Annotated in this window: 18 protein-coding genes; 3 read left to right on the forward strand and 15 right to left on the reverse strand. The window is 35.2% G+C overall.

Going from position 1 to position 23,811, the window contains the following annotated elements:
• Positions 1-8 precede the first annotated feature (8 nt).
• The 9 genes from asnB to ACN5J7_RS09970 all read right to left on the reverse strand — a co-directional run bounded on the left by asnB (position 9) and on the right by ACN5J7_RS09970 (position 10,397).
• Entirely contained in the window at positions 9-1,823 is a 1,815-nt protein-coding gene (gene asnB, locus ACN5J7_RS09930) for an asparagine synthase (glutamine-hydrolyzing) (RefSeq protein WP_311936002.1), read from the reverse strand.
• Positions 1,824-1,836: 13 nt separating this feature from the next.
• A complete protein-coding gene (rfbD, locus tag ACN5J7_RS09935; protein ID WP_311936005.1) occupies positions 1,837-2,622 on the reverse strand; it encodes a dTDP-4-dehydrorhamnose reductase in 786 nt (261 codons plus the stop codon).
• Positions 2,615-3,163, reverse strand: a complete 549-nt coding sequence (rfbC, locus tag ACN5J7_RS09940; RefSeq protein ID WP_311936008.1) for a dTDP-4-dehydrorhamnose 3,5-epimerase — start codon at positions 3,161-3,163, stop codon at positions 2,615-2,617. Before rfbC ends, rfbD begins: the two co-directional genes overlap by 8 nt.
• 1 nt (position 3,164) lies before the next feature.
• Positions 3,165-4,025, reverse strand: a complete 861-nt coding sequence (gene rfbA, locus ACN5J7_RS09945) for a glucose-1-phosphate thymidylyltransferase RfbA (RefSeq protein WP_311936010.1) — start codon at positions 4,023-4,025, stop codon at positions 3,165-3,167.
• 43 nt (positions 4,026-4,068) lie between these two features.
• Complete coding sequence (rfbB, locus tag ACN5J7_RS09950) at positions 4,069-5,076, reverse strand: dTDP-glucose 4,6-dehydratase (protein WP_418603763.1); 1,008 nt, start codon at positions 5,074-5,076, stop codon at positions 4,069-4,071.
• 3 nt (positions 5,077-5,079) lie between these two features.
• Entirely contained in the window at positions 5,080-6,153 is a 1,074-nt protein-coding gene (locus ACN5J7_RS09955) for a hypothetical protein (protein WP_418603764.1), read from the reverse strand.
• Between the two features lie 12 nt (positions 6,154-6,165).
• Positions 6,166-7,845: a DUF6909 family protein gene (locus ACN5J7_RS09960; protein ID WP_418603765.1), complete on the reverse strand. Its 1,680-nt coding sequence runs from the start codon at positions 7,843-7,845 to the stop codon at positions 6,166-6,168.
• Positions 7,846-7,945: 100 nt separating this feature from the next.
• Positions 7,946-9,436, reverse strand: coding sequence for a GH3 auxin-responsive promoter family protein (locus ACN5J7_RS09965; RefSeq protein ID WP_311936022.1), 1,491 nt, complete (start codon positions 9,434-9,436; stop codon positions 7,946-7,948).
• A 91-nt stretch (positions 9,437-9,527) separates the two neighbouring features.
• A complete protein-coding gene (locus ACN5J7_RS09970) occupies positions 9,528-10,397 on the reverse strand; it encodes a M23 family metallopeptidase (RefSeq protein WP_311936025.1) in 870 nt (289 codons plus the stop codon).
• 118 nt (positions 10,398-10,515) lie between these two features.
• On the opposite strand from ACN5J7_RS09970, the gene ACN5J7_RS09975 reads away from it, so the two are divergent.
• Positions 10,516-10,704 carry a twin-arginine translocase TatA/TatE family subunit gene (locus ACN5J7_RS09975; RefSeq protein WP_311936029.1) on the forward strand — a complete coding sequence of 63 codons (189 nt, stop codon included), beginning with the start codon at positions 10,516-10,518 and terminating at the stop codon, positions 10,702-10,704.
• 107 nt (positions 10,705-10,811) lie between these two features.
• Here ACN5J7_RS09975 and ACN5J7_RS09980 read toward each other — a convergent pair whose 3' ends face one another.
• The 3 genes from ACN5J7_RS09980 to ACN5J7_RS09990 form a co-directional block, all read right to left on the reverse strand.
• Positions 10,812-11,792, reverse strand: coding sequence for a DUF4837 family protein (locus ACN5J7_RS09980; protein WP_311936032.1), 981 nt, complete (start codon positions 11,790-11,792; stop codon positions 10,812-10,814).
• A 24-nt stretch (positions 11,793-11,816) separates the two neighbouring features.
• Positions 11,817-13,370 carry a LysM peptidoglycan-binding domain-containing protein gene (locus ACN5J7_RS09985; protein WP_418603766.1) on the reverse strand — a complete coding sequence of 518 codons (1,554 nt, stop codon included), beginning with the start codon at positions 13,368-13,370 and terminating at the stop codon, positions 11,817-11,819.
• Between the two features lie 95 nt (positions 13,371-13,465).
• Positions 13,466-14,653, reverse strand: coding sequence for a phosphoglycerate kinase (locus tag ACN5J7_RS09990; RefSeq protein ID WP_418603767.1), 1,188 nt, complete (start codon positions 14,651-14,653; stop codon positions 13,466-13,468).
• A gap of 297 nt (positions 14,654-14,950) precedes the next feature.
• On the opposite strand from ACN5J7_RS09990, the gene ACN5J7_RS09995 reads away from it, so the two are divergent.
• Complete coding sequence (locus ACN5J7_RS09995) at positions 14,951-18,529, forward strand: SIR2 family protein (protein WP_418603768.1); 3,579 nt, start codon at positions 14,951-14,953, stop codon at positions 18,527-18,529.
• Between the two features lie 303 nt (positions 18,530-18,832).
• Positions 18,833-19,987 carry an ATP-binding protein gene (locus ACN5J7_RS10000; protein ID WP_418603769.1) on the forward strand — a complete coding sequence of 385 codons (1,155 nt, stop codon included), beginning with the start codon at positions 18,833-18,835 and terminating at the stop codon, positions 19,985-19,987.
• 83 nt (positions 19,988-20,070) lie between these two features.
• On the opposite strand, the gene ACN5J7_RS10005 is transcribed toward ACN5J7_RS10000, so the two are convergent.
• From ACN5J7_RS10005 to mnmG, 3 genes are all read right to left on the reverse strand, one after another.
• Positions 20,071-20,613 (reverse strand): OmpH family outer membrane protein, encoded by a 543-nt coding sequence (locus tag ACN5J7_RS10005; protein ID WP_418603770.1) that lies wholly within the window; start codon positions 20,611-20,613, stop codon positions 20,071-20,073.
• A 236-nt stretch (positions 20,614-20,849) separates the two neighbouring features.
• Complete coding sequence (locus ACN5J7_RS10010) at positions 20,850-21,695, reverse strand: class I SAM-dependent methyltransferase (protein ID WP_418603771.1); 846 nt, start codon at positions 21,693-21,695, stop codon at positions 20,850-20,852.
• 202 nt (positions 21,696-21,897) lie between these two features.
• Positions 21,898-23,769, reverse strand: a complete 1,872-nt coding sequence (gene mnmG / locus ACN5J7_RS10015; RefSeq protein ID WP_418603772.1) for a tRNA uridine-5-carboxymethylaminomethyl(34) synthesis enzyme MnmG — start codon at positions 23,767-23,769, stop codon at positions 21,898-21,900.
• Between the last annotated feature and the right edge of the window lie 42 nt (positions 23,770-23,811).

Here is a 23,811-nt window from a genome sequence, read left to right on the forward strand (position 1 = left end):
ATGTTATATTACCACTTCCACTGCTTATTGAAGTAGTTACTTTTAAATAATTCTATATTAATAAACATCCAGAGTATTTGTCCTGCTCTAGATTCGGTTTTACTTTTTTCTATTAAATCGTTAACAACACCCTCTTTTAACCAATTGGCTTTTGGTAAAAGCTCTTTGGCTAGAGATTCTAGGTTATCAAACCATTCTGTTAAAGGCACAGGAAATCCTATTTTTTTTCGCTCAATGATTTCTTCGGGCAAATATTTGTAAGATAATTTCCTGAGTAAATATTTTGGTGTGTCCAAGGTTTCGCTATATTGATCAGCACTCATAGACTTTGCTTTATTCTCCGCTTCGTCATTTATCCAACGTAGTTTCATATCGTAAGGAATATTACGATATGAAAATTCAATTAAATTATGATCTAAAAAGGGTACTCTAGCTTCTACTGAGGTTTGCATCGTTGTCATGTCAACCCGCTGTAATAATCCTTTTACATGGTATTTATGAAAAAACTTGAAAACACTTTCTTCTTTAGAGCTAGAATCAAAACTTTCCTTTATTTCTTTATCAAACTTGTGTCTGTAGTTTTTAGGTGTGTTAATTAATTCATCTCGCATAGACCTGGGTACATACTCGTATTTTGAAATAAAGTAATCGTAAAATGATTTATTAGTTTCTTTATTGGAATAATCAAATGGTGATCTAAAAATCCTACCATATCCTCCTAGCAATTCGTCTGCTCCTTCGCCCGATAATACAACAGTAATTTTTTCTTTTAGTTTACTAGACATTACAGCTAACGGGATTTCGTTGGGCACACCTAGTGGTGCATCTTTGAATTTAATTAGGCGCTCCCAATTAGACATATAATCTTCTTTATGCATTAAGATTTCATGGTGTTCGGTATCATATTTTTCAGCAATCATCTTTGCATACTCAAACTCATTAATTTCCTTAAATCCAATTGTATACGTGTTAACTTTTTCCTTTTTATTTATAGCCGTAATTGCAGTAATGACACTAGAGTCAACTCCTCCACTTAAATAAGTTCCTAATGGCACATCGGCAATAAGCCTATATTTAATCGCTTTATTTAACTCTTCGTCTAACCCACTTAGAATTCTACCCTCATTATACTCCTTGGACATATTAAATACTTGTGGAATGTCCCAATATTTGTTTTCAATTGAAGACAGGTTTTTATCAACCAGTAAATATGTTCCGGGTTGTACTTGAAAGATGTTTTTAAAGAATGTATAAGGGGAGCGTATGTACCTATTTGCCAAATATTCGTCTACTGCTTCTTCGTTAAATTGTGCATCCACCAAGCCACTAGACAGGATGGCTTTTATCTCTGATGAAAAAATTAAATGTTCGCCATCATTATAAATGTAAAGGGGCTTTATCCCCAACCTGTCTCTTACTAGGTACAAATTTTTAGTCTCAGAATTATACAAAGCAATTGCAAACATACCATTAGCTTGTTCAATAAACCAATCAATTCCTTTTTCTTCTACGGCCGCTAAAATGACCTCTGTATCTGAGGTTGTTTTGAAACTGTAATTAAGCTTTGATTTTATTTTTTTAAAATTATAAATCTCTCCATTAAACACTACATGCCAATAGTTAGAGTTGGAATGCATTGGTTGATTAGAAACCTCTCTTGTATCTATAATACTTAATCGTCTGTGCCCAAGTACAAGATTATCATCTCCATAAACTCCTTCGGCATCAGGCCCCCTATGTTTTATAGAGGTATTCATCCTTAAAACTCTTTCTTTAATATTTTGAATATTTTTTTTAGAATAGATTCCCGTTATTCCGCACATTAAATCTAAAAATTTATTTTAATAAAACACTTCTTTTTGGTCTGCGTGCAAAAGTACGATAATTCTTTGCCTTGGCAAGGTTTACTTTATTAAACAAACCAATTTCTTTTAAAATCTGTTCTGTAAAACCATACCAAGTCATTTCTCCTTCATCACAAAAATGTTTTATTCCGTAATCTTTTGATTTGATTGCAATTAGACTTATTATGTATTTTGCTAGGTTCTCAGTGTTTGTTGGACAACCTAGTTGATCATCAGTTATTAGTAAAGCTTCTCCTGCTTTAGCCTTTTTTAAAATGGTTTTATAAAAGTTATGTCCGTATTGTTTACTGTACAGCCACGAGGTTCTTATTATAAAGTAGTCATCTAAAATATCTTGAACATGTTGCTCGCCCAATAGTTTTGATTTACCATATTCGTTAATAGGATTTGGGATGTCCTTGATTGTGTAAGGCTCTGTTTTCTCGCCATCAAAAACATAATCTGTTGAAATATGGATTAATACCGTATCGGTTTCTTTGCAAGCCTCAGCTAAATACTTTACACCTTCGGCATTTACTTTATAGGCTATTTCAGGTGTTTTTTCTGCTTGCTCCACATTGGTGTAAGCGGCACAATTTATACAATAATCAAACTTGTTATTTTTAAAAAACGGTTTTAAATCGGCTTCTTTGGTAATATCTAATTCTGCTTTAGTAACAAAAGTAAATTCTAGGCCGTATTCGTTTTTAGCGAATAACTCATTAGTGGTTTTTCCTAATTGCCCATTGGCTCCTGTTACTAAAACTCGTTTATTCATTTAGGTAAGCCTCTAGTGTTGGTAGCGCTTTGTCTTTTTCTGAAAGCATTAAGTTTTCCGTTGGGAAACCCCAATCGATATTTAATGTTTTATCGTTATAAATAATGCCTCTTTCTGAAGCTTTATTATAATAATTATCACATTTATAAGAAAAAATAGTTTGGTCTTCCAAAACTAAAAAACCGTGGGCGAATCCTTTAGGAATGTAAAGTTGATTGTGCTCTATAGCGTCTAAAACTATTGAAAAGTGTTTTCCAAAGGTTAGCGAATCTTTTCTTAAATCTACACAGACATCTAAAACTTTGCCTTTAATTACCCTAACAAGTTTGGCTTGAGCAAACGCTCCAGTTTGTAAATGCAGTCCTCTTAAAACCCCTTTTGAGGATTGCGATTGGTTATCTTGAATAAAGTTGGTGGCAATTCCTGTTTTAGCTTCGAATTGAGCTTTGTTAAAACTTTCAAAAAAATAACCTCTTTCGTCTTCAATTACATTAGGCGCTATTACAAAACAGCCTTTTAAATTTGTTTCTTCAACCGTCATGTTAATCTATTAATTGTTGAAGGTATTCGCCGTAGCCGCTTTTAAGTAGTGGCTGTGCTAGTTTATTTAGTTGAATACTGTCAATATATCCCATTTTATATGCCACTTCCTCAATACATCCTATTTTTTGACCTTGGCGATCCTCAATAACTTGTACAAATTGAGAAGCCTGCATGAGCGATGCGAAAGTACCAGTATCTAACCAAGCTGTGCCTTTATCTAAAATTTCTACGTTAAGCGCTCCTTTAATTAAATAAGCTTTATTAATATCTGTTATTTCTAGTTCGCCCCTATGGCTCGGTTTTATGTTCTTTGCAATTTCAACTACATTATTATCATAAAAATATATGCCCGGAACCGCAAAATTAGATTTTGGTTGTTTTGGTTTTTCTTCAATTGAAACCGCTTTGTTTTGGTCATCGAACTCAACAACGCCATAGCGCTGTGGATCGTTAACATGGTACGCAAAAATAATACCTCCGATTGGATTAACGCTAGCTCGTAAAATGCTGTTTAAACCTGAACCATAAAATATATTATCGCCTAAAATAAGGGCTACGCTATCGTTTCCTATAAATTCTTCTCCAATAATAAATGCTTCGGCCAATCCGTTTGGCTCCTCTTGAATGGCGTATTGGAAATGACAACCGTAATCGCTTCCATCGCCCAATAATTCCTTAAATTTTGGGGTGTCTTTTGAAGTGGAAATAATTAGAATTTCTTGTATTCCCGTAGACATTAACGTGGTAAGCGGATAATAAATCATGGGTTTATCGTAAATAGGCATAAGTTGTTTACTAACCACTTTGGTTAGTGGATGCAAACGCGTGCCCGAACCTCCTGCTAAAATGATACCCTTCATCAATTATTTTTTTCATTTCCACGAAAGTGGAAATCTCTTTAAATTAAACGTTGTATTTCTTAATATACCAATTAATGGTTTTAAGTATGCCGGTTTCAAAACTTTCGTGTGCTTGCCAACCCAGTTCGGTTTCAATTTTTGACGCATCAATGGCGTACCTATAATCATGCCCCGGCCTGTCTGTAACAAACGAAATTTGATTTTTATACGACTTCGTTTTAGGTTTCATTTCGTCCAATATCTCACAAATTCTATGTGCAATATATAAATTATTACGTTCGTTTTTGCCTCCAATATTATAGGTATCACCCGCAATGCCTTTTTTAAAAACCAGGTCAATCCCGTAGCAATGGTCTTTAACATATAACCAATCGCGAATGTTTTTTCCGTCGCCATAAATGGGGATGTCTTCTCCAGACAGCGCTTTTCTAATTATGGTTGGAATAAGTTTTTCGTCGTGCTGATTGGGGCCGTAATTATTTGAGCAATTGGTGGTTACCACATTCATACCGTAAGTATGAAAATAGCTTCGAACTATAAAATCTGATGATGCCTTTGAGGCACTATACGGGCTGTTTGGTGCATAAGGTGTTTGTTCTGTAAATAAGCCATGTTCTCCCAATGTACCATAAACCTCATCGGTAGAAATATGATGAAATCTTGAGTTTTTATGCTGTGGTTTTGGCGATTTTGGAGCATCCATCCAATGGTTTTTAGCTACATCAATTAAATTAAATGTTCCTACAATATTGGTGTTAATAAAAGCTGTAGGTTTACTGATAGAATTATCAACATGAGATTCTGCCGCAAAATGTATAACACCTTTAAATTCGTATTGAGTAAATAAACGTTCAATTAAGGCTCTATCACAAATATCACCCTTAATAAAAGTGTATCTATCGTTGTTTTCTACACTAGCTAAATTTGATACATTAGCGGCGTAGGTTAATTTATCAATGTTTACTATTTTAACATCTGGGTTGTTTTCTAAATAATATAGGATGAAATTTGATCCTATAAATCCGGCACCACCTGTTATTAAAATAGTCATAGTCTATATTTTATCTTTATAGCGTCCTAAAAACTTAATAAACTCTAAACCAATTAAGACTAAAAAAGTTAGTGTTAACAAAATCAAGGCGTAATAGCTTTTTAAGCCCATTGATTTGCCTAAAAGTTCTTTGCTGTTATCTATAGAGCCACTGTCTTGCTTACTTGATGTTATTTCTATAATGTGTTGCTTGTCGGCAATGTTTCTTTCAATTTCTACTAACTTTTCTCTTAATTCCAAGTCTTTAGAGTACAATTCAAACTCTTTTGTAGAACTTCCGGTATCTTTGTTGTCAATTGTAATTCTAGCTTGTGAATTATTGTTGTTTTCTGCAGCTTTTATAATGGCTTTTTGGTAAACATTAAGTAAAGTATCAGATTTAATCAACGACCTATTGATTGCCAACGCCTGTTCATTTAATGCTTTTATATCTTTTTCTTGTTCTCTTTTAAAGTATGGATTAGAGTTTATATTTTCTATAATATTATTAAAAACGGCACTAAAACTATTTCTTTCTTTAGCTTTAATGGTAATTTGCTGATACCTATGATTGTAATCCTTATCATTTTTTAAGAACGATTCATAATCAATTGTTGATGCTACGGTAGAATCGAGTGTTTTTATGTATGCATCGTAAGCTTGTATTTTTTGATTTTCACTAAGTGTTGATTCAATTTCAATTTTGTCTATAGAAGACAACGCGTCCTGCTCAACACCTAAAACACTTTCCAAAGTACTTATATCCTGTTGCTCTACTAAATCATTATAATAGCTAATAGCATTGTATAAATTTTCTCCAGTATTATAATTTTGCTTAACAGTGATGTACGATTTGTAAACCGGTTCGGAAGTTTTTTCCAATAATATGCCTAGAGCAACTCCAACAATTCCAGCAATTATAAATTTTATAAAGTGTTTTTTTAGAAAAAACACAATCCAAACAAACGCCAAAAAAAGACTGTTCAATATGCTACCTATAAACTTAAAAAAGCGGTCAAAAGCATTTCCTATAAGTTTGAACAACTGTCCTAAATCGACTTCTTCAGACGGGTTTTGTTGTGGCAAATCTTTACTCATAATTTTATTGTGTTAATTAAATAGTTGTTCTAATATTTTTCTGGTTATTAAATAGGTTGGCTTTACGCCCGAAGTTCCCAATCCGCCAGATGCTAAAGTGCTTCCTGTTTCTAAAGGATTATCACTGGCGTAATAAGCGTAACGCACTTTTACGTTTGGGTTTATGCTATTTCTCACCTTGGAAGCCGCTTGAATGGCCTTTTGGTAATGGGCACCTTCCATCTCCAAGCCTATAACGTGCCATGTCGAGTCATGGAAAAACTTTAAAATATCCTTGTTTTGTAACGATGTGCCCAAAACAGTAATCATTGAGCCTTCGCAAACATTAACGTTTTCACCTTCAAAATCTTCTTTTTTCAATTCATTTTTAAAAGGGTAATTATCTGCTGTTCCTTCAAAAATATGCGCCGTGGGAATCATAATATCGCCTTTCCCGCCTTCTAAAATTCCAGCTTTACCCATTATAGAAATGGATTCTACATTTAAATGGATATCTTTTCCTTTTACGATATAAGGTTTCAATAATTCATCAATCGTTTCGTAGGCTTGTTCACCAAAAGCATAATCCATTACAAACACCACTGGTTTTTCTGAATTTAATGCGGCTTCGTTGGTTTTTACGTCAATTTTAGAAGCATCTATTTTATCGGTATCGAAAATTTGAACGTCGATATTGGTACCCGAGCTGTCCTTAATATAAATCATCCCGTTAAGCAAGGCCTCTTTAGTGACTTTATTTCGCAGGCTTTCGCTTTCTTTTTGACTTAAAGACTTATAGACCTCGAAAATATCTTTTTTAGATTTTAAGGCCGTTGGAGCGAAAAGCGTATTCATAACACTATGCATATTGGCGCTAATAATATGTATTGGCCGTTCTAATAAATTGTTTTTATGTAAGGTTTCCTTAATCGTATTTGCCCAAATCTCACCGTGTATATGGTGGCCAAGGCGCTCCCTAAGCACCGGACTAAAAGTAACCGTGCGCTTATTGTTGTTTATTTGCTCTTCAATGGCAAGTTTACCCAGCCAGTACACAATATGCAACAGGCGCTCCGGTTGTTTGGGTGTTGCAAATTTAGAATACACATTAGTTAACTCGTTAAATGTGCGCCCCAATATGTTTGCCGTGTGCGTAATTGCAATTTCACGTTCGGGTTGTGTTAACTTTTTAGTTGATAAAACCGCTTTTTCCAACTTAATCCAATCTCTTGTGGTAGCGCCGTTTTCATCAATAATGACCCGATTACTAATTTTGTGCGATTCGATAAAAAGAAAGGTAAGGTGGGTTAAAATATCGTAGATGTCCGATCGTCCTCTGGTAATCTCAATATTCATTTGTTCGGCATCTATTCTATAGCAATTTCGACGCCTTTTGGGTGGGATTATAGGTTTGAAATGAGAGTTCGCATAGCCCTCATCACTCGTTAAATTGATAAAAGTACACTCTTCAATACCAATTGGCAATCTATCAATAACATAAAGTAAACCTTCCAATTCTGCCTTTTCATCGCCAATTGATCCGTAAATTTCTGGTCGTAGCAACAACAACGATTGTCTTAACGTTTCGCCCGAAACCCCCATGGGTTTATAAAAACCACGGTTAAACAAATGGCGCATTGTAATGTACATTCTCTCAATGGCATTCGAGCTTTCTTGAGCTCTCGTTCTTTCGTGACGTTTCTTTTTACTCATACTTATTAAATTCTTGCAAAGATAATACTATTTGTATTACTTTAAACATGAAAGCTGCAATGGTATTGGTCAATTCTACACATAACCGGTCCTTAAATTTTTAATCCGTCGAAAAATGCTTAGCAATCTTCCTGTCGTTTGATAGGCGCGGAATTTTATTTTGCCCGCCCAATTTCCCAACAGATTTCATATACTCTTGAAAACCGTCTTTTTTAACTTTAGTGATTTTAAGCGGTTGCAAAACTTTACCTTCTATTAAATCGAAATAATAACTGTTTTGTTTTTGAAGCGATTGGTCTATATTTTTCGCTAGCGCGGAAAGATTTTCTGGTTCATTTTCAAACTCAACAAACCATTCGTGATACGGCAAACCTTCAGTTGGGTTAATTTGAGGCGCCACCGTAAATTCTGAAACCCTAACCGCTGTGTTTAAAGTGGCTTCCTTCATGGCTTGCTCAACTTCTTTACCAATCACATGCTCACCAAAAGCCGATATAAAATGCTTTATTCTTCCTGAAACGATTACACGGTACGGGTTTGTTGACGTAAACTCAACCGTATCACCAATATTGTAGGCCCAAAGTCCGGCATTTGTAGAGATTATCATCACATAATTTACCCCTATTTCTACATCTGCAATCGTGATGCGCTTGGGGTTGTCGTTAAAAAAATCATCGGCTTTAATAAACTCATAAAAAATACCAGAGTTTAATTGAAGCAACATGCCTTTTTCGTTTTGTTTATCTTGAAATGCAAAAAAACCTTCGCTGGCGGGGTACAGTTCAATACTATCTACTTTTCTGCCAATTAGGTTTTCAAATTTTGCGCGATAGGGCTCGTAATTTACACCGCCAAAAATAAAAAGATTAAAGTTTTTAAAAATATCACCAACCTTTTTGCCTGTTTTTTGTTGCAGTTTTTCAAAATACATTTGCACCCACGACGGAATACCTGAAATAACCGTCATGTTTTCGGGCAAGGTTTCTTCAACAATAGCATCCACTTTGGTTTCCCAATCTTCAATGCAATTGGTTTCCCAGGATGGCAATCTGTTTTTTTGAAGATACTTGGGCACATAATGGGCCACAATACCCGAAAGCCTACCTAGTTGAATGCCATTTTGCTCTTTTAAAATTGGGCTGCCTTGTAAAAAAATCATTTTCCCGTCAACAAATTTAGCATTCCCGGTTTCGTGAATGTACATTAAAATAGCATTTCTTGCCGCCTCAACATGGGTGGGCATGCTTTCTTTGGTAATAGGTATGTATTTGGAACCGGAGGTTGTGCCCGAGGTTTTTGCAAAGTAAATAGGTTTTCCTGTCCAAAGTACATTTTCTTCGCCCGATACTGCTTTTTCAACATAGGATCTAAGCGCTTCGTAATCTCTTACAGGAACGCGTTTTACAAAATCTGAATGGTTATTTATACTAATAAAATCGTGGTCTTTCCCAAAGGAAGTTGCAGCCGCTTTACTTATTAATTCCTGAAAAACCTTCTCTTGTGTTTCAATAGGCTTTTCTGCCCATTTTTTAATGCGCTTGTAAGCACGTTTTGCAAAGGGTTTTGCTAAAGCCGATTTTATTGATAGCATTTAATTTATAGTTAAATATTACATCGAGCGCAGTCGAGACCTTTTATTAATTTTGTTTTTAACCTCTCGACTGCGCTCGAGGGAACCGCTTTTATTCAAAATCTATAAAGTTTGTTGGGTTTATTGGGTAACCGTCGTTCCAAAGCTCGAAATGTAAATGTGGACCCGTTGAAAGCTCTCCAGAATCTCCCGCTGTGGCTATAACCTCGCCTGCCTTTACCAAATCGCCTTGTGTTTTTGTTAATGCACCATTGTGTTTGTACACAGAAATTAAACCGTAACTGTGCTCAATAATTATTACATGTCCCGTAGTTGGTGTCCATTCGGCAAAAATTACAATACCATCGGCCGTGGCTTTAATGGGGGCGTCCTTGGGCACTACAACATCTACCGCATAATGTTTTTCCTTAAGATTATAAGGCTCGCTAATAGTACCGTTAACAGGGGGAAACAGTACAAAATTTGAAGCCGATATAGCCGACTCAAAGAGGTTGTATTTGTCTTCTTTGGCCACTTTTTCACGCAATAAGGAATCTTCCAAACTTGGACTTAAGTCTATTTCGGTATCTTCTAATTTTATGGCTTCTACTATAGAATCCTTATTAAAATCCACAACGCTTACATCGCCTTGCAATACTTTTTTTATCGATGAAAAATACCTTTCGTTCATAGAAATAACCTGTTGCAACGAATCGGTTTTATAATTAAGCTCTACGGCTTTCTTTTTTAAAGCTGTTGAAGAATACCCAGGAATATACTCCCTAAGCGGTGTAAAAGCAATTAATGCATATGTAGCGCTTATTAAAACAATTATTGAGATTGAAGCCAACACAAAAACGTTTAGTCTTGTTAGTTTAAAAGACAGGCGTTCCTCGAAGGTGTTTTCGTTTAAAATGACTAAGCGATACTTATCGAGTAATTTTCGTTTTATTTTTTTAGGTTCTTTCTTTTCGTTCTTCATGTTGAAAACAAAAATATATAAAATTATGGCACGAGTAGTTTCTCTTTGTACTAAAGTTAGCTTTAAAACGCCATTATTAAACTTTAATTATTAACTTTGCTTTTTAAATTTTAAAGTTATGAGTTTTTATATATTACCATTAGCGATTGGTCCTTGGCAAATAGCCTTAATTGTTGTTGTTGTTTTACTGTTGTTTGGCGGTAAAAAAATACCGGAATTAATGCGAGGATTGGGTAGCGGCATTAAGGAATTTAAAGACGCTAGCAAAGAAGAAGGCGATGAGCCTGCAAAAGATAAAAAACAGTAAAAGTGTATTTTACTAGTAATGAAAAACCAGCTTAAAAAGCTGGTTTTTTTTTATGACTGAATTTTTTAAATAAAGGTCTTAAGGATGCTCTGTTTACACGCAAACCGTTAATTAATTTTAATCGTTTTAATTATGGCTTCTAGCTCGAACATATAATCCCGTTTTTCAACAGATGGCGCAAATGCAAAGCCTTCTGCAATAATCCATCTGTTATTAATTTTATCTTCAATGGCATAATTAATATAGGGACCAGCCATAAAAGCACCTTTTAAATCCCAAAGTCCTTTGGTCTCTAAAGCGGGTTTGTTGTCTAAAATGGTTTCAGAATGGAATGGCGCATAAGCATTCTCGGTAACCATATAAGAGCCATCTGTAGGGCCTGGGATATACTTTTTACCAATAGAATCTCGAATTTTAATAATTTGATTTACAACACTATCATTTCTTTTAATAGCACTCAAAGGCAACTCGTAAATCATTAAATTGGTTGTTCCTGTTGAAATATCTTTACGTATCCAAAAGAAATTATCGATTTCTTTGGCGATTCGGTAAGCCGTCTGGAACTTAATACTCAACCCCAGTTTTTCTTCAATCTTTTTTGTACGGTGAAGCGATTTGCTCATACGTCGCTGCTGTTCTGCTAGCTCTTCATTTTTAAATTCTTCCAATATTTTTTCCGAATTGTCTTTAAGCAACCCAATAACATCGTCTTTGGTATTTCCTGAAACAACAATTACTTTTTGAGGTTGCGCGTATACATTTCTAACGACTTTAAACCCTGAGGGTTTACCCATTTCTATTTTTAAAATGGTTCGGTTTCTCGTAATAAAATCGGAAAACACCTTGGTTGGTATTTGGTTAATATTAAACATGGGTTCGTCTTGTGGCAGCCCATAAATTGGCGTGGTAAGCACGTTTCTAATGGCTTCTCCAACACTACCGTTCCATAGTTCGTTACTAACTACAACCGAAATGTGATTAACGTTTCCAGACGAATCGAAAAGTATTCTATCGTTGGAAGATTTTTTGTCTCCGCAAGAGACTAGTAGCACAATGGCTAATGCTGTTAAAAGAAAATTACGCATCATTAAGTTTTTGGTTTTTTTAGGAACTTAACCTTTTGATATTTTAAGTTTCATTCCCGGTTTTAATTTACTACCACTAATATCGTTCCAATCTTTAATATTTTGAACAGAAACTCCAGGAAATTTTTGGGCGATGCTCCAAAGCGAGTCGCCACTTTTTACAGTATAGGTTGTTACATTGCCGGAAATAGGCTTTGATTTAGGTGTTGTATTGGTTGCCGTTGCGCTTGCAACATAAGGTTTTCGCGGATAAATGGTTAATCGCTGGCCAATTCTTAAATTATTGCTCCTCAAGCCGTTCCATTGTTTTATCTGGCTTACGCGAACACCATAATTTCTGGCTATTTTTCCTAAGTAATCACCAGATCTCACGCGGTATCGTACCTTATCATTCGCATTAAAAAACTGCGGTAATGGTTTTTCGCGCTGTGCAAACTCTTCTTTTACAAAGGCATATATTTTTTCTTCGTTATTTACAAAGGTACCAACCACCTCTCGTGGTAATCGCAACACATAATTTTCTTTTTCTATAAAAGGAATAATATCTAATTTATACGAAGGGTTTAAAAACTGAAGTTCTTCAATTGGTGTGCCCGTAACTTCTGAAACCTGATCGAGCGTTATCATATGTTTTACTATAACCGTGTCGGTTTCAATTAATGTGAATTGGGGTTTAAGATTTTTAAAACCATGGGCTTCGGCATATTCAAAAATATACATATTCGCTAAAAACGCCGGTAAATAACCTGCGGTTTCGCGTGGTAAATTATGCCTAATGTTCCAATAATTTTCATAACCGCCAGAGCGCCTAATGGCTTTGGTAACATTTCCGGGCCCCGAATTGTAGGCGGCCAAAGCTAGGTCCCAATCGCCAAATATTTTATATAAGCGTGTTAAATATTCTGCGGCAGCTTTGGTAGATTTTATAGGGTCGCTACGCTCATCAACATAACTGCTTACATCCAATCCGTGCTCTTTGCCCGTACCAAACATAAACTGCCACAAACCTGTTGCTCCCACTCTGGATTTGGCTCTGGGTTTTAATGCCGACTCAACAATGGCTAAATATTTTATTTCTAATGGAATGTTATGTTTATCCAATTCCTCCTCGAACATAGGAAAGTAAAATGCACTTAAAGTCATTAACTTTTGCAAATGCTTTCTGCGATGTTTTAAATATGATTTAATAACGCTTTCCAACGACGGATTGTACTCCACATTAAAAGGCGTTCTGGCATCGAGTTCTTTTAAGCGTTTTTTTAAGGTGTCGGTAGGCAATTCCGGATAATCGATGGGCTCGTAAGTAAGCTCGGTAACCGATTTATAAATGGTGTCGAACAGATTATTGCTGTATAGTTCTTCAAGCCATTTTTCATCTATTTTCGCCGCAAATTCCAAGTCTTCCAATTTCTTAATGGAGGTACTATCTTTTTCAGCTTCAATTTTTTTAACACCATGGGGTTTCCCATCAACTATTGAATCTTTAATGGATTCATTTTTAGGCAAAATGGAGTCTTGAGTTTGTGCAACACAAACGCCATAATTAAAAAGCAAGCATATTATAAAAAATCGAAAAGCCATAAAATCTGTTCTGTTTGTTATCTAACCTAGATAAGGTTTAACGATAGTATGGCTAAAATCGTATTTTTTAATGTAATTTGAAAACTTAATTTCGTTTATTCTAAAATAGCGGCTATTCCGGGTAATGTTTTACCTTCTAAACTTTCAAGCATTGCGCCACCACCAGTACTAACGTAACTTACTTTGTTCTCAAAACCAAATTGTTTTACCGCGGCAACAGAGTCGCCACCACCCACAAGTGAAAACGCTCCATTTTTAGTAGCTTCTGCTATAGAATTCCCTAACTCAATGGTGCCCTTTGCAAAGCTTTCCATTTCGAAAACGCCTAAAGGACCGTTCCATAAAATGGTTTTGGAATCCATAACAACATCGTGAAATAATTCAATCGATTTTGGTCCGGCATCAACACCTTCCCATCCGTCAGGAATGGCATTAATATCCACAATTTGCGTGTTTGCATCGTTACTAAAATCGTCTGCAGCAACCACATCAACAGGAATGTGCACGTGAACGTTTTTAGCTTTGGCTTGTTTTAATATATCCAATGCCAAGTCCATTTTATCGTCTTCACAAATGGAATTTCCTATTTGTCCTCCTTGAGCTTTAACAAAGGTAAACGACATACCGCCACCAATAATTAAATGGTCTACTTTATCCAGAATATTCTCGATGATTGTAATTTTTGAAGAAACCTTTGCTCCGCCCAAAACAGCTAAAACTGGTTTTTCGCCTGTTTCCATGACTTTTTTAATGCTTTCAATTTCTTGCGCCAATAAATTTCCGAAGCATTTTTTGTCTTTAAAAAACTGCGCTATAATAGTGGTTGATGCGTGCGCTCTGTGGGCTGTACCGAAGGCATCGTTTACGTAAATGTCGCCTAGTTTCGATAATTTTTTGGCAAACTCGACATCGCCAGCGGTTTCTTCTTTATAATACCGTAGGTTTTCCAACAATAAAATTTGACCCGGTTCTAGGTTTGCCACGGCGTTTTCTGCTTCGTCTCCAACACAATCGGGCACGAACTTAACGTCAACACCCAACACATCTTCAACTTTTGATGCGATGTGCTTTAACGAAAATTCTTCTTGAAATCCTTTAGGGCGACCTAAATGCGACATTAAAACACAACTCCCGCCATCTTCCAATATTTTAATTATGGTTGGTTTTGCCGATACAATTCTTGTGGCATCGGTTACCTCAAAATTGTCGTTTAGTGGCACGTTAAAATCTACTCGGATTAGTGCTTTTTTATTTTCGAAATTAAAGTCGTTAAGGGTTTTCATTGTATATATGTTTTTGTTTCTTAGTTATTTGAAACACAAATGTAACCAATTATACAGCCAATTAAAATGTGTTTTTTAACGAAAACGATGTAGCTTGAAAATAAATTACCTCTGCTGAATTTATTTAAGTATAAACACATTGAGCATTTTGTTTTTTTGATACAAATTGAAATATTAGTTAAGCCTATCGCTTGACTTTGTGAGAAAAAAAGGATAATTTCGTTAACGTTGTATATAAATCATTAAAACGGATTCATATACTTGATAACATTGTGTACAAAATGAAAAACCTAATAAATGCATAACCAATTAAAAAGGATATTAAACCAAGACGATACTGTACTATTTATTGGATCTGGGATATCCTTATGGTCTGGGTTACCGACTTGGTATGGGCTAATCGAAGAACTATCAACATTTTTAGAAGAAATCGGGATAGATAAATCATTAGTTGACAAAGAACTTCAAAAAGGAGAATTACTTCAGGCAGCGAGTTATGGGTTTGACAAATTAACACCGCAACTAGTAGGACAGTTTATTAGAAAGACGTGCAGGATTGGTGTTTCTCAACCCCATCAAATTCACCAGTTAATAGTCAATTTAGGACCCACTTGTTTCGTAACTACCAATTATGACAATCTTTTGGAGCAAAGTTTTCTCAAGTGGAAATCTCAAATGCATTTTAGATTTATAACCAATCGAATGTTGGTTGAAACAGCTGAGATAGTAGGCGCTAGAAGTAATCAGTTTTTATACAAACTTCACGGTGATGCTCAAGACTCAAGTAGTATTATTCTAACTAGAGAGCAATATAGAATTCTTAATCCAGACGGAGAATTACATCATGCATTAGATGCCATTAAAACCCTACAGTTAAGTAGACCATTCGTGTACATTGGATTCGGATTACGTGATCCTGATTTTTTATTTGTCAGAGATCTAATAGCAAATACATATAAAGGTGGAAATAGAGACCATTATTGTATTGTAGCTGACATCACAGAAGCAGAGGTAGATTACTGGAGACGAAATTACGGCATTCATTTATTAGGGTACACTACAACTATTAACGAAGATGGCTCAAGTAATCATGGTCAATTAATTGACTTATTAAAGAGTTTAGGTAAGCCTGAAGAATTAGCTACTTCTATAGCTAACCTTAAAAATGATCCTGGAACCCTATTAAAGTTGACTCGTCATGCATCAAGATTTTTAAAAAACACTAACAGTATATCTATAATCCCACTTGAAGTTTACCCAGAAAAAAGTAAAACGAACGAAACAAAAGATTATAGATACTATGGTGCTTCAATTGAAAGGATATTGGATCATGGCCCAACTCGATTTATTCTTTTAGGGTTGCCTGGTTCGGGTAAAAGCTTTTCTATAGAACGCAGTGTTTTCAGGTTGTCCGAAAAATTGTTAGATAGTTGTTTATCAACACCTGTCGATCCTAGTAATCTTATTGTTCCTATTTTTATAGATCTAAAAAATTATCAAGGTAATGTAATTGATCTTATTGAAGGATCTCTACCAACAGGTATTAATTTTAATGACCTATGTGCAAATTTTACTGTTAAAATTTATTTTGATGCTTTCAATGAAATACCAGTTGAGTACAAGGAGGACAACGTTTGGGACACTGATATTAATGAATTGCTATCATCTTTCCCTTCTATTTCATTTATAATATCATCAAGAACAAGCGATGGACTTATTGACTTGGATTTACCTATTTATAGAATAGACTCGATAGAAGAGAAATTCGTACAAGAAAACCTATCGAGTAAAAATATTCTTGAACCTGAAACTGTTTCTAGAGAGGTTTTATCAATATTAAGGAGACCTATTTTTTACAAATTAGCTATAGAAGGAAAGTTTCATATTACAAACCATACTAAGCCAAGTAGTATTTATTCTGAATACTTTAAGCTTCTTTTGAGCGACATACAAGGCCGATTTGGACAAGAGATTAATATCTTTACACCTTTAGAGAAGCTTGCTGCTTATGCGATTGATGTTGGTTCAGAAACAATTGATATTGATGGTGTCATCTCTAGTATTAAACAAATTTGCCCTGAAGGTTTAGAGTACAAGGACATACTGAATTGGCTAATTGCAAAGGAATTCTTCATAACAAGCCCTAACAAGAAAGTATCATTTTTCCATCAGTCTATTACCGAGTTCCTAGCAGCATCTGATTTGGCAAAAGAATATCAAAAAGATCCTGCAATTCTTGAAAGAAAAATGAAAAACAGGAATTGGGATCAAGCCCTTTTTCTAACTTTAAATTTGTTACCAAATCCAAAGTCAATTGAATTTCTTGAAACAGTAATAAAACTTGACTTCGAATTAGCTTTAGTAGCTGTTTGTTACATCGATGAAAACCAATCAAGCATCGTTGAAAGATTACTTGAAGAAATAAAGACCAGATCTGAGGAAGATTTTGAAACTATGTCCTCTTTGGAGCATAAATTAGATTATTCAGTTCCACTTACACAAGAACACATTCCTACTTTGATTCAGATAATAGAGTCAAAGAATTCTTTAGGAGGAGTTGCTGCTGCTAAGGTTATTGAATTAAGCGCAAAGCACGATAAAACATTTGGAATTAATTTAATAATAGAAAACTGTACTGATTATAACTTTTGTTCGAGAATTGCACGTCAAATCCGAAAAAAGATAAATCAAGCCGATTTATTAGAATTAGTAAATGCAGCAGAAATAGTTCAAAAGCAATATGACAACAAACAAATTGATAACTTTGAAGCTTTTGATAGTGCTTTAGGCACATTATTACACGGGCAGAATGCCGCCTTAGTTTATGATACCTTTTTTGATTCAAATAAAACACACGAAGAACAAAGTGTTAGAATAGCTTGTCTAAATGACTTCCTCCAAGATACTCGGTCTCAAGAAGGTATGAATATTGCAATTAAACTTCTATCTCAAGGTGTTACCGATGTGGTAGTACCCATTTATTTCATATTAAAATTTGTTGATGATGATATCGAATTAGATCTTTCTGTTTTCTCCAAAGAACATATTGAGGAATTAATTGAAATTGTTAAGAATCAGCATAGCAAAAACGCTGATTGGGCTCTAAGTTCATTAAAACAATTGTGTGAGTATAGCGCTGACAACAAGACAATCGTTCAAAAAATCTCTCAAAATGAAAAAGGCGTAGTCTTGGCTGCATTGAATTATTGTATTAGTGAAGAAGATGCTTTTGAGAGTTTAAATAATCTAATAGAATTAGATAAAGAACAACTGAACTTGGAACCAATTGACCTGATTGGGCACATGGAATTGGATTGGAGCAATCAAGGAGACCTATTTATTAAATTACTTCGAAAGAGAAATATCCATTTAGGATGGCAGTTGTGTGAATCATTGGACGTGATAAGCGATAACAATAAACTTCCTAAATTAAATTTCGAAGATTTGTCATGGTGGCTCGAATGGATTTATGAAGCTTCATCTTCCAAAGATGACAAATCTTGGATCTTTGTCGATCGTATTTCAATTCTATTATCTCGGGTTTTAAAACCGCTTGAGGTTGAAACACTTATTCGTGAATTTAACCAGCCTGGTAGTAAGTATAGAAAAATCCTTCAATCGAATTTGTTACCAAGAATTGATGAATTGAAATTAGAGGATTTCACTCCTGAATCGATTTCATATTTGTTAGATAACATTCAGTTAGAAGCATCTCATTATAGGGGTGGATTATTGCAAAAAATATCGACTGACGAATTTGTTATTAGTAAATTGATTCCTGAATACAATAAATCTAATGGACAAAGAAAGAAGTACCTCAATAAAATCATCGAGAAAATTGGCAAAAAACACGATAAAAGATATTTAATAAAATAAAACTGTACACAACAATGGGTATCGTTCATAGCTTCATATCGTCAGCTACGAAACCGTGCCCCAAACGTTAAACGAACCGCTCCAAAAAATAAAAAAACTTCAAATCTAAAACCATAAGATAACAAAAAGCGCGTTAGGGATTGAGGTTTTGTTGAAGCTCTTTTTGTGTTGTTGCACCTATGCAACACAAAAAAGCGACTGCCGAAAGCGCGACCCTTGTGGTAACGCCCAAATGAAAAAAACTCTAAAATTTTACTTCTTTTTTGGTGCTTAACTTCTAATAAAATTCGTATATTTTGCTTTATGCTTTTTGAAGATATTTTAGGACAAGAACACATTAAAAACCATTTGACGCAAAGTGTTGATAATGGCAGAATACCGCATGCCCAATTGTTTGTTGGTAAAGAGGGCTCTGGTACCTTACCCATGGCCATTGCTTATGCGCGGTACATTTTATGCTCTAATTCGGGCGGTGAAAACCATACTGGAAATGATGTGTGTAACCTAAAATTCAAGAATTTTTCGCATCCCGATTTACATTTCGCATTTCCGGTAACCACGAGCGATAAGGTGAAAAGCAAACCAGTTTCGAGTTTTTATTTGGAAGAGTGGCGCCAATTGCTAAAAGAGCAACCTTACGGAAATTTGTTTGATTGGTACAAATTGCTTGGGGTTGATAATAAACAGGGGCAAATTGGGGTTGATGAAGCCCATGAGATTGTAAAATCGCTTACGCTGAAATCTTACGAAGGTGGCTATAAAGTGATGCTGATTTGGATGGCAGAAAAAATGAATACCGCCTGCGCCAATAAACTTTTAAAACTGATTGAAGAACCGCCAAGCAAAACCGTTTTTATTTTAATTACCGAAGACGATGAGCAAATAATCAACACGATAAAATCGCGTTGCCAACTATTGCATTTTCCGCCATTGGCTGAAGATGTGATAAAAGATGCTTTGGTTAAAAAGTATGGTTTAGAGCTTTCTGTTGCTACAAAAATAGCGCATCAATCGGACGGGAATTACAACAAAGCTTGCGATTTGGTGTATCGGGATTCTGAAGACATCCAATTTGAAACTTGGTTTATTTTCTGGATTCGTAGTGCTTTTAAGGCCAAAGGCAACAAAGCGGCCATACACGATTTAATTTCGTGGAGCGCCGATATTGCAAAAACAGGGCGCGAAACCCAAAAGCAGTTTTTAAATTTTTGTTTGGATTTTTTTCGTCAAGCATTATTGCTAAACTACAACGCTACCGATCTTGTTTTTTTAGAGCCTAAAACCGAAAAATTCAAACTTGAAAATTTTGCGCCTTTTGTGCACGGGAATAACATTATGGATATTAGCAACGAGCTACAAGACGCGATTTACCATATTGAGCGCAACGGAAATTCAAAAATTATTTTAACCGATTTGTCTATTAAATTAACGCGCTTGCTTCATAAAAAGGAAACATAAGCCACTAATTAGGATAAAAACAAAAACGCTTCCGGAAATGACTCCAAAAGCGTTTAACTATTTGTTTATTAGTGTTTTAAGACTTATTCCTTTTTGTCAGTTTCTTTAGCAACTTCTTTTTCGGTACCGTTTAAAGCCTCTACAATGGTTTGGGTTAAATCGTTTTCTTCCGAGCTGTACATAACGGTTGATGCGGCATCGGTAGTGCCTAAAATGTAGGTGTAACCGTTTTTCTCGCCGTAATCTTTTACAAAATCCTTTACTTTAATAATTACAGAATCGATTTCTGTTTGAAAAGATTGAGTTAACAATTGCTGCTCATATTGCATTTGCTGTTGCAATTGCTGTTGTTTTTGCTGCAAACCGCCCATTAATTCTTGTTGCTTTTTTTGAGAAGCTCTTTGCGCTTCCTTTTGGGTTTCTTGTACTTCTGCTTGAAATGCTTTACCAATACTGTCGGCTCTTTTCTTAAAAGCTTCTTCCTTAATCTGAAATTTTGCTTCAAGATCCTTTTTTTCTTGAAATTCGTTTATAAGCGTTCCGTTATTTACATATCCAATCTTTGCTTGTTTTTGGCAAGAGGATAAAACAATCATTGCTAATACGAGGTAAACTATATTTTTCATGGGTTTGGTTTTTCTGTTTTTAGAATTCGCACAAATGTAATAAAGTAAGTGATAATTTAAAGCGGAATTATTTTGAATTTAACGTATAAGTAATTTTTATAGAATGTATCTATTAAAATAGTCAGTGTCTATTGAAAACAGAATCGTTTAAAGCGATTTAAGAGCCTTTTTTAAATAGGACTAGCATATAGCTGTTTGTATGGTTAATCGCTTAAATGCGTACACGAAAACAAATTTTACCTGTTTTTTATGATATAAATTAAGGAAGATGCCTCTTTAGTGCGTAAGGATTTTAAATTTGAAAGCAATCCTATCCAAAAACCATTAAGCATGTTCATTTTTCCTGTTTTGTATTTTTCCGAAAGTAGGCTCACATAAAACGCATCAAAAAGCATGGGTTTCATTTTAACAACTTGCATGGCCTGTTTTGAAACTAATTTTGAAATTGATGCTTTATTAAAATGCCAAAGATGTCTCGGCACATCGAAAGCGGCCCAAAACTGTTTGTAATGTTTGGCATCGTAACTTTTGTAATTAGGAACGGCAATTATTAAAGTGCCATTGGGTTTTAATATTTTTTTGAATATTGAAATCTGTTCTTCCAAATTTGGTAAATGTTCTAAAACATGCCAAAGTGTAATGACATCAAAACGGTGTTCTTCAAACTTAAAAAGCTCATCGGTTTTAAAAACGGAATGGTTTGTTTTTTTATTGGCAATGTCCCGGGCTTTTTTGTTGGGCTCAATTCCAAAAACAGTCCAATTATTTTGTTTTGCGCTTTGTAAAAAATCACCTGTTCCGCATCCAACATCCAATAGGTTTTTTTCGGTTGAGGAAAAAGAGTTTATCAAATTCAACTTCTTTTTAAGTGAAAATTGCCGAACTAAATGATATGCTTTTTCAAACAGATTGCGTTGTGAATCCGTATGCGAAATATAATCTTCACTTTTATAATATTCGGATAATTTATCTGAAACTGGTTGCGGCGAGGTTTCTAAAAATCCATATTCTGAATTTAGAACTAATTCAAATTCCTCTCCTGAAACAGAATGGTCTTTTACTTTTAAATTTTCTTTAGCCACGAATACACGAATGTTTTAGCAAGTTGTTTTCTAAAAATAAATCGCACTATGACGATCTTGTTTTGTTTTCAAAAGTGGATTCCTGCTTTCGCAGGAATGACAAAAAAACGAATGTTCCACGTGGAACGTTTGTAAGTAATTCGCATTTTAAATAACAACGTTTACTTGTTTTCAATAATGAGATTACTGCATTCGAAGGAATTTAGCGTCCCATATAAACCAATAACACCGAAATATCATTTGGAGAAACACCACTAATTCTTGATGCTTGCGATACCGTAGTTGGTTGGATTTTTTTAAGCTTTTCGCGCGCCTCAAAACTCATGGATTTAATTTGTGAGTAATCAAAATTCTGCGGGATTTTCACATATTCCAATCGGCTTAATTTGTCTGCATTGTTTTTTTCTTTCGCAATATACCCAGAGTATTTTACCTGTATTTCCGTTTGCTCAATAACCTCTCTGTCCAGATCGTTTTCCTGAATATAAGCTTCAACACTTTCTATTTTTCTAACATCATCCATTTCAATATTTGGTCGAGCAAACACTTTAAATAGTTTTCCCGATTGATTAACCGGTGATGATTTTTTTGATTCCAATATCGGATTTATTTCCTCTGGCTTGACACTTTGTGTTTCAAAAAAATTCACAAATTTTTCAGCTGCTTCATGTTTTTCTTCCATTCGCTTTAAACGCTTTTCTGAAGCCAAACCAATTTTAAAACCTTTTGGTGTTAATCTTTTATCTGCATTATCTTGACGTAACAACGTTCTATATTCCGCACGAGATGTAAACATACGATACGGTTCTTCGGTGCCTTTTGTAATCAAATCATCAATCAAAACACCAATATAAGCTTCATCTCTTTTCAAGGTAAAAGGTTCTTTTTCCTTAACTTTTAAACTGGCATTTATACCTGCCATTAATCCTTGCGAAGCGGCCTCTTCGTATCCCGTAGTGCCGTTAATTTGACCAGCGAAATACAAACCATCAACCAACTTGGTTTCTAAAGTATGCTTTAATTGTGTTGGTGGAAAATAATCGTATTCTATGGCATAACCTGGTCTAAAAAACTTAACGTTTTCAAAACCGACAACAGAGCGCAATGCTTTAAACTGAACATCTTCAGGAAGCGAAGTAGAAAACCCATTTACATAAACCTCACATGTTTTCCAGCCTTCGGGTTCAATGAATAATTGATGCCTGTCTTTATCTGCAAAACGATTAATTTTGTCTTCAATAGACGGGCAATAACGCGGGCCCAAACTTTTAATTCTACCATTAAACATCGGTGATCTATCAAAACCTTCACGTAGCAAATCATGTACCAATTCGCTTGTGTAAGTCATGTGACAAGAGCGCTGGTTCCCCAATGGTTTTGTAATATCTAAAAAAGAGAATTTTTCGGGGTTTTCATCCCCAGGCTGTTCTATCATTTTAGAAAAATCCAATGACCTTCCATCAACCCTTGGAGGCGTTCCGGTTTTCATTCTACCCGATTCAAAACCTAAACCAACCAATTGTTCCGTGATTCCAGTTGCGGCTTTTTCACCTGCTCTTCCTCCTCCAAAATTCTTGTCGCCAATATGAATTAAACCGTTTAAAAAAGTGCCGTTTGTAAGCACAACGGTTTTGCCTTTAATCTCTAATCCAAGCGACGTTTTTATTCCGACAACTTTATGATTCTTCACCAACAAACCAGAAACCATTTCTTGATAAAAATCAAGATTTGGTGTGCCTTCTAAAAGTAATCTCCAATCTTCCGCAAAACGCATTCTATCGCTCTGCACTCTGGGACTCCACATTGCAGGCCCTTTGGATTTGTTAAGCATTTTAAACTGAATGGCCGAAGTGTCGGATACAATACCGCTATAGCCACCAAGCGCATCAATCTCACGAACAATTTGCCCTTTTGCAATACCGCCCATAGCGGGGTTGCAAGACATTTGCGCAATGTTTTGCAAATTCATGGTAACCAGCAATGTTTTGCTTCCCATATTGGCGGCAGCGGCGGCAGCTTCACTTCCTGCGTGGCCAGCACCAACAACTATAACATCATAAAGGTCGTTAAACATCCTATTGTTTTTTTATTGCTTTGAATGATACACATTTCGGCA

The sequence above is a fragment of the Hwangdonia sp. genome (genome assembly GCF_048381975.1).
GTDB classification, from domain to species: Bacteria; Bacteroidota; Bacteroidia; order Flavobacteriales; family Flavobacteriaceae; genus Hwangdonia; species Hwangdonia seohaensis.